This is a genomic window from Pseudomonas sp. CM27 (assembly GCF_013179515.1).
Taxonomy (GTDB): domain Bacteria; phylum Pseudomonadota; class Gammaproteobacteria; order Pseudomonadales; family Pseudomonadaceae; genus Aquipseudomonas.
In genome coordinates this window covers 1-7,865 of record NZ_JABMCN010000268.1, presented here as the reverse complement: position 1 = coordinate 7,865, position 7,865 = coordinate 1, and the positions used below count along the sequence as shown (strand labels likewise).

6 protein-coding genes are annotated in these 7,865 nt (G+C 63.9%); all 6 read left to right on the top strand.

All coding sequences use genetic code 11. From position 1 onward, the window contains the following. On the top strand, positions 1–611 hold a 611-nt coding region (locus tag HP547_RS24960), incomplete at its 5' end, for an SDR family NAD(P)-dependent oxidoreductase (RefSeq protein WP_172288055.1). Positions 612–764: 153 nt separating this feature from the next. Further along, complete coding sequence (fdnG, locus tag HP547_RS24955; protein WP_172288052.1) at positions 765–3,833, top strand: formate dehydrogenase-N subunit alpha; 3,069 nt, start codon at positions 765–767, stop codon at positions 3,831–3,833. Then, positions 3,833–4,804, top strand: a complete 972-nt coding sequence (gene fdxH, locus HP547_RS24950; protein WP_172220644.1) for a formate dehydrogenase subunit beta — start codon at positions 3,833–3,835, stop codon at positions 4,802–4,804. The genes fdnG and fdxH overlap by 1 nt, the downstream gene beginning before the upstream one ends. Beyond that, a complete protein-coding gene (locus HP547_RS24945; RefSeq protein ID WP_172220641.1) occupies positions 4,801–5,457 on the top strand; it encodes a formate dehydrogenase subunit gamma in 657 nt (218 codons plus the stop codon). The genes fdxH and HP547_RS24945 overlap by 4 nt, the downstream gene beginning before the upstream one ends. Positions 5,458–5,461: 4 nt before the next feature. Further along, the gene (gene fdhE, locus HP547_RS24940) at positions 5,462–6,382 is read left to right on the top strand and encodes a formate dehydrogenase accessory protein FdhE (protein ID WP_172288049.1); all 921 of its coding nucleotides are present in this window, start codon (positions 5,462–5,464) and stop codon (positions 6,380–6,382) included. 143 nt (positions 6,383–6,525) lie between these two features. Further along, positions 6,526–7,865 (top strand): L-seryl-tRNA(Sec) selenium transferase (selA, locus tag HP547_RS24935; protein ID WP_172288046.1); only part of this gene is annotated, 1,340 nt, incomplete at its 3' end.

Here is a 7,865-nt window from a genome sequence, read left to right as displayed (position 1 = left end):
CCCTGGCGTTGGACGTTACCGACCCGGTATCACTCGGGACGGCGATGGAGCAGATTGCCGATGCCAAGCTGCAGATCGACCTGCTGGTCAACAATGCCGGCCTGGCGCTAGGCGTCGACAAAGCCCAGGCCAGCAGCGCGGAAAACTGGCAGCAGATGATCGACACCAACATCACCGGCCTGGCGATGGTCACCCACAAGGTCCTGCCGCGTATGGTCGAAGCCGACAGCGGCATGATCATCAATATCGGCTCCATTGCCGGCACCTATCCCTACCCGGGCGGCAATGTGTATGGCGCCAGCAAGGCCTTCGTCCGCCAGTTCAGCCTCAACCTGCGTGCCGACCTCGCCGGTACTCGGATACGGGTGAGCAACATCGAGCCTGGCCTATGCTCGGGCACTGATTTTTCTCTGGTGCGTCTGAACGGTGACCTGGAGGCGGTGCAGGCGCTGTATCGCGACGTGCAGGCCATTCTGCCGGAAGATATCGCAGCCACGGTGGCCTGGATAGCCGAGCAGCCAGCGCATGTGAACATCAACAGCATCGAGATCATGCCGGTGGCGCAGAGCAGTGCGGCGCTGAACGTGGTGCGCAACCTGCCGCGTGCCTGAGCGTGAATAAAGCGCTACCACCTGACCCAGGTCATCGCACCTTGCGGATTCTTGACTAGTCTTAACGGTTGGCAGCCATCAATTGGCCGCCACCGTGACTACCGAGAGGCGCCGGCCATGTTCCGCGCGTCCAAACCTGATCAGGAGTGCACGATGGACCTGAACCGTCGGCAGTTCTTCAAGGTCGCCGCCGTCGGCCTTGGAGGCTCGAGCCTTGCGGCGTTGGGTATGGCCCCGACACCGGCATTCGCCGAGCAGGTGCGTCACTTCAAGCTGGCGCACACCCTCGAGACGCGCAACACCTGCCCCTACTGCTCGGTCGGCTGCGGCCTGATCCTGTACAGCCAGGGTGATGCGGGTAAAAACGTCAAACAGAACATCATCCATATCGAAGGCGACGCCGACCATCCGGTCAACCGCGGCACCCTCTGCCCGAAAGGCGCCGGCCTGCTGGACTTTATCCACAGCCCGAGCCGGCTGCAGTACCCCGAAGTACGCAAGCCGGGCAGCAAGGAGTGGGTGCGGGTCAACTGGGACGAGGCGCTCGACCGCGTCGCCGACCTGATGAAACAGGACCGCGACGCCAACTTCATCGAGAAAAACGCCCAGGGGCAGACAGTCAACCGCTGGCTAACCACCGGTTTTCTGGCTGCCTCTGCTGCCTCCAGCGAGGCAGGCTACCTGACCCACAAGGTGATCCGCGCAACAGGCATGCTGGGGTTCGATAACCAGGCACGTGTCTGACATGGCCCGACGGTGGCAAGTCTTGCCCCGACGTACGGCCGTGGCGCCATGACCAACCACTGGTCAGATATCGCCAACGCGAATCTGGTCCTGGTGATGGGTGGCAACGCAGCAGAAGCGCATCCTTGCGGCTTCAAGTGGGTGACCGAGGCCAAGGCGCACAACAAGGCGCGGCTGATCGTGGTCGACCCGCGGTTTACCCGAACCGCTTCGGTGGCGGACTACTACGCGCCGATCCGTACCGGTACCGATATTGCCTTCATGGGCGGGCTGATCAATTACCTGCTGAGCAACGACAAGATCCAGCACGAGTACGTGCGCAACTACACCGACGTGTCGTTCATCGTCAAAGAGACCTATGGCTTCGAAGACGGGCTGTTCAGCGGCTACGACGAGGCCAAGCGGGTGTATGCCGACAAGTCCGGCTGGGGTTACGAGCTGGGTGAAGACGGTTTTGCCAAGGTCGACCCGACCTTGCAGCACCCCCGTTGCGTGTTCCAGCTGATGAAACAGCACTACAGCCGCTACACCCCCGAGCTGGCGAGCATGACCTGTGGCATGCCGCAGCAGCAGATGATGAAGGTGTGGGAGGAGATCGCCACTTGCTCGGTACCGGGCAAGACCATGACCATCCTCTACGCGCTGGGCTGGACGCAGCACTCGATTGGTGCGCAGATCATCCGCAGTGCGGCCATGGTGCAACTGCTGCTGGGCAACGTCGGCATGCCGGGTGGCGGGGTCAACGCCCTGCGCGGGCACTCCAACATCCAGGGCCTGACCGACCTCGGCCTGCTGTCCAATTCGCTACCAGGCTACCTGACCCTGGCCGGCGACGCCGAGCAGGACTACGCCACCTACATCGACAAGCGTGCGTCCAAGCCGCTGCGCCCGGGGCAGCTGTCGTACTGGCAGAACTACGGCAAGTTCCACGTCAGCCTGATGAAGGCCTGGTACGGCGCCAACGCCACGGCAGAAAACAACTGGGGCTATGACTGGTTGCCCAAGCTCGATGTACCGGCCTACGACGTGCTGCGCATGTTCGAGATGATGGGCCAGGGCAAGGTCAACGGCTACATGTGCCAAGGCTTCAACCCGATTGCCGCGCTGCCGGACAAGAACCGTGTCACCGCCGCACTGGCCAAGCTCAAGTGGCTGGTGATCATGGACCCGCTGGCCACCGAGACATCGGAGTTCTGGCGCAATGCCGGGCCGTTCAACGACGTCGATACGGCCAGCATCCAGACCGAAGTGATCCGCCTGCCCACCACCTGTTTCGCCGAGGAGGATGGCTCGCTGGTCAACAGTAGCCGCTGGCTGCAGTGGCACTGGAAGGGCGCCGACGGCCCTGGCGAGACCCGTACCGACGTGCAGATCATGAGCGAGCTGTTCATCCGCCTGCGTGAGCGCTACAGCAAGGAAGGCGGTGCCTACCCCGACGCCATCATGAACATCGACTGGCCATACAAGATCCCTGATGAGCCGTCCCCGGAAGAGCTGGCCAAGGAGATGAATGGCTGGGCAGTTACCGATGTCACCGACCCGACCGGTGCAGTGATCAAGGCCGGGCAGCAGCTTTCGGGCTTTGGTCAGATGAAGGACGATGGCAGTACCGCGTCAGGCTGCTGGATCTTCGCCGGCTGCTGGACCGAGCAGGGCAACCAGATGGCTCGCCGCGACAACAGCGACCCGTACGGCATGCACCAGGTGCAGAACTGGGCCTGGGCCTGGCCGGCCAACCGGCGCATCCTCTACAACCGTGCCTCCAGCGACCCCCAGGGGAAGCCTTGGGACCCGGAGAAAAAACGCCTGGTGTGGTGGAACGGCAAAGCCTGGACCGGCACCGATGTGCCGGATTTCAAGGTCGATTCGCCACCCGAGGCGGGCATGAACCCGTTCATCATGAACCCCGAAGGCGTGGCGCGTTTCTTCGCCATCGACAAGATGGCCGAAGGCCCGTTCCCGGAACACTACGAGCCATTCGAGACGCCGATAGGCATCAACCCCCTGCACCCGCAGAACAAGAAAGCCACCAGCAACCCGGCCGGGCGGATCTTCGATTCGGTGTGGGACACCCTCGGCACCCACGACGAGTTCCCGTACGCGGCCACCACCTACCGGCTGACCGAGCACTTCCATTTCTGGAGCAAGCATTGCCGGCTCAACGCCATTGCCCAGCCCGAGCAGTTCGTCGAGATCGGCGAGGTGCTGGCCAACGAGAAGGGCATCAAGGCCGGCGATCGGGTGCGGGTATCCAGCAAGCGCGGGCATATCGATGCGGTGGCGGTGGTGACCAAGCGGATTCGCCCGCTGCAGGTCAACAACCAGACCGTGCACCAGATCGGCATCCCGTTGCACTGGGGCTTCACCGGGGCTACCCGGCATGGCTACCTGACCAACACCCTGGTGCCATTCCTGGGTGACGGCAACACGCAGACGCCAGAGTCCAAGTCGTTCCTCGTCAAAGTGGAGAAACTCTGATGGCCAGCCAAGACATCATTGCCCGCTCGGCCACCACCACCGTACCGCCCTCGGTACGCCAGCTGGAGGAGGTCGCCAAGCTGATCGACACCACCAAGTGCATCGGCTGCAAGGCTTGCCAGGTGGCGTGTTCGGAGTGGAACGAACTGCGTGACGAGGTCGGCCACAACCATGGTACCTACGACAACCCCCAGGACCTCACCGCCGAGACCTGGACCTTGATGCGTTTCACCGAGCACGAGCGCGACGACGGCAACCTGGAGTGGCTGATCCGCAAGGACGGCTGCATGCACTGCGCCGACCCAGGTTGCCTGAAGGCCTGCCCCAGCCCGGGGGCGATCATCAAGCACGCCAACGGCATCGTCGACTTCAACCAGGACCACTGCATCGGCTGCGGCTACTGCATCACCGGTTGCCCGTTCAATATCCCGCGTATCTCGCAGAAGGACCACAAGGCGTACAAGTGCACCCTGTGCTCCGACCGCGTCAGCGTGGGCCTGGAGCCGGCGTGTGTAAAAACCTGCCCGACCGGGGCGATCGTGTTCGGCAGCAAGGAGGAGATGAAGGTGCATGCCGCCGAGCGCATTGTCGACCTGAAGTCTCGGGGTTTCGACAATGCCGGGCTGTACGACCCGGACGGCGTCGGCGGCACCCATGTGATGTACGTCCTGCACCATGCCGACACGCCCAGGCTGTACGCCGGCCTGCCGGACCAACCGGTGATCAGCCCGCTGGTGGGGCTGTGGAAAGGCTTCACCAAACCGCTGGCGCTGCTGGCCATGGGCGCGGCGGTGCTGGCCGGATTCTTCCATTACGTACGGGTCGGCCCACAGCGCGTCGAAGGAGACGAAAATCCTCTCCCGCCGGACGGCAGCGTGCACCCGGCAGACACGTCGGTGCATCAGGTGGACCCGGCCGTCCATGTCTTTGATCCGACCAGGCCCGGTGGGCAAGGGGAGCAGCGGCCATGAACGACAACAGACCCATCCTGCGCTACAACGCCAACGAACGGACCAACCACTGGATCGTCGCCATCCTGTTCATGACCGCCGGTTTGTCCGGGCTGGCGCTGTTTCATCCGGCGTTGTTCTGGCTTAGTCACCTGTTCGGCGGCGGGCCGTGGACGCGCATTCTGCATCCGTTCCTGGGCGTGGCGATGTTCGTGTTCTTCCTCGGCCTGGTGGTGCGCTTCTGGCGCGCCAACTTCATCACCGCCAACGACCGCCTGTGGCTGCGCCGTATCGACCGGGTGATGCTCAACGAGGAGGAGGGCGTGCCGCCGGTTGGCAAGTACAACGCCGGGCAGAAGCTGCTGTTCTGGACCCTGCTGCTATGCATGCTGGCCCTTCTTGTCACCGGTGTGGTGATCTGGCGGGCGTACTTCAGCCATCTGTTCGGCATCGAAGTTATCCGTTTGTCTGCCCTGTTGCATGCCCTGGCCGCGTTCGTGCTGATCCTCAGCATCATCGTGCATATCTACGCGGGTATCTGGATCAAGGGGTCGATCGGCGCCATGTTGCATGGTTGGGTCAGCCGCCCTTGGGCGCGCAAGCATCATAAGTTGTGGTACCGCGAAGTGACCGGTGACAAGACCCCGACCCATCACCGACGTAAAGAAGGATGAACGTTTGAGCACGATACTCGAGCCCGGGCAGATTGAAACGTCGGCGGTAACGCCGCCGTTTCTGCATATGCCGCCCGCCAACCTGTTCGAACTGCGGGCGGTGCGCCTTGAGCAGTTGGCCGCGGGTAACGCCCTCGGCGATTACATGAAGTTTATCGCGCGGTTGTGCCGTATCCAGCAGCAGCTGGTGTATAACCCGCCTGGTGATGTGCCGGTCGCGGCAGATCGTCAGCGCCTGTGCATAAGTCATGGTCTGCCACCGCTGGCGGCTGACGGGCTGGTGCGTGAAGGAGCTTGGCTGGTTTGGCTGCAGGCCTTGCTGGCGCACTTCAACAGCGAGACCAGCGGTGCGTTGGGAGATGCGTTGCAAGCGCTGCGTGACAGCGATGAACACCAGCACAAGGGCTGGGGTGTTGCCCTGCTTGCTGGCCAGTACGACGCGGTGCCAGCGGCGTTGGTGCCCTTCATCGGGGCCGCGCTGCAGGCCGCATGGTCCAGTTGGCTGCTGTCATTGCCAGTGGCCGAGCTCAATCCCGCCGGCAGCCTGGCCCAATGCCCGGCCTGCGGTTCGCCGGCGATGGCCGGAGTGGTGCGTAACCGCGGCAAGCACAATGGCCTGCGCTATCTGGCTTGCTCGCTGTGTGCCTGCGAGTGGCATGTGGTGCGGGTCAAGTGCGTGTACTGCGATTCGAGCAAGGATTTGCGCTATACCAGCCTTGAAGACGATCGCCATGCACCGGGCAAGGCGCCGCTGCGGGCCGAATGCTGCCCAGGGTGTCAGAGCTACCTGAAGCAGAACTACCTGGAGAACGATGCGGCGGCCGAGCCGCTCGCCGATGACCTGGCCAGCCTGGCGCTGGATATGCGGCTGGACGAGGAGGGCTTCCATCGAATGGCGCCCAACCTGATGCTCGCGCCCGGCTAGTGGCCGAGTGTCTACACTGAAACACCGAGTTGCCTGCTTCGCGGGTGAACCCGCTCCCACAAGGTCCGCGCACAATCCTGTGGGGGCGGGTTTACCCGCGAAAGGGCCGGAACAGACAACGGATCAGTCGAAGGTAGTACCGAATGTCCATCACCCTCGCCAGCGACACCCCACGCCTGCCCTCCATCGATACCCTTCTGCGCCACCCGGCCTGTCTCCCACTGATCGACCGCCACGGCCGCGACGCGGTCCTCGCCACCTTGCGCCAATTGCTCGACGACCTGCGCGACCCTGCCCGTAATGGCCAAGTCGGCAGTGCCGAACTGGCCCCGCAAATCCTGCTCGGCCGTAGCGGCGAACGCCTCGCCATCCAGCAACGCAGCCAGGTCCGCCGGGTGTTCAACCTTACCGGCACCGTACTGCACACCAACCTGGGTCGTGCACTGTTGCCGGAAGAGGCCATTGAAGCCATGCAGACCGCCGCCCGCTACCCGCTCAACCTGGAGTTCGACCTGGCCAGCGGCAAGCGTGGCGACCGTGACGACCTGATCGAAGGCCTGATCCGCGAACTGACCGGTGCCGAAGCCGTCACCGTGGTCAACAACAACGCAGCCGCGGTGCTGCTGGCGCTGAACAGCCTGGGCGCGCGTAAGGAGGGCATCATCTCCCGTGGTGAGCTGATCGAGATCGGCGGTGCCTTCCGCATCCCCGACATCATGGCCCGCGCCGGTGTGAAGCTGCACGAAATCGGCACCACCAACCGCACCCACGCCCGCGACTACGAAGCCGCCATCGGCCCGCGCACTGGCTTGCTGATGCGTGTGCATTGCAGCAATTACAGCATCCAGGGCTTCACCACCCAGGTGCCCACTGCCGAGTTGGCGTGCATCGCCAGGCAACACGAATTGCCGCTGCTCGAGGACCTGGGCAGCGGCAGCCTGCTCGACCTCACCCGCTGGGGGCTGCCCGCCGAACCCACGGTGCGCCAGGCCCTGGCCGACGGCGCCGATATTGTCACCTTCAGTGGCGACAAGCTGCTGGGGGGGCCGCAAGCCGGGATCATCGTGGGGCGCAAGGAGCTGATCGCCAGGATCAAGAAAAACCCGCTCAAGCGCGCGTTGCGTGTCGACAAGATCACCCTCGCCGCACTGGAAGCCGTGTTGGCGCTGTATCGCAACCCTGACCGCCTGGCCGAGCGCCTGCCCAGCCTGCGCCTGCTCACCCGCAACCAGACCGAGATCCACGCCCAGGCCGAGCGCCTGGCCCCTGAACTCAAGGCCCGCGTCGGTGAGCAATGGGCGGTCAGTGTCGAACCGGCGCTGGGCATGATCGGCAGTGGCAGCCAGCCCGTGGCGCGCTTGCCCAGTGCAGCCTTGTGCCTGCGCCCGCAGGTGTCGAAAAAGCTGCGCGGGCGCAGCCTGCATGTGCTTGAGCGGGCCTTGCGCGACCTGCCAGTGCCAGTGCTCGGCCGTATCGACGATGA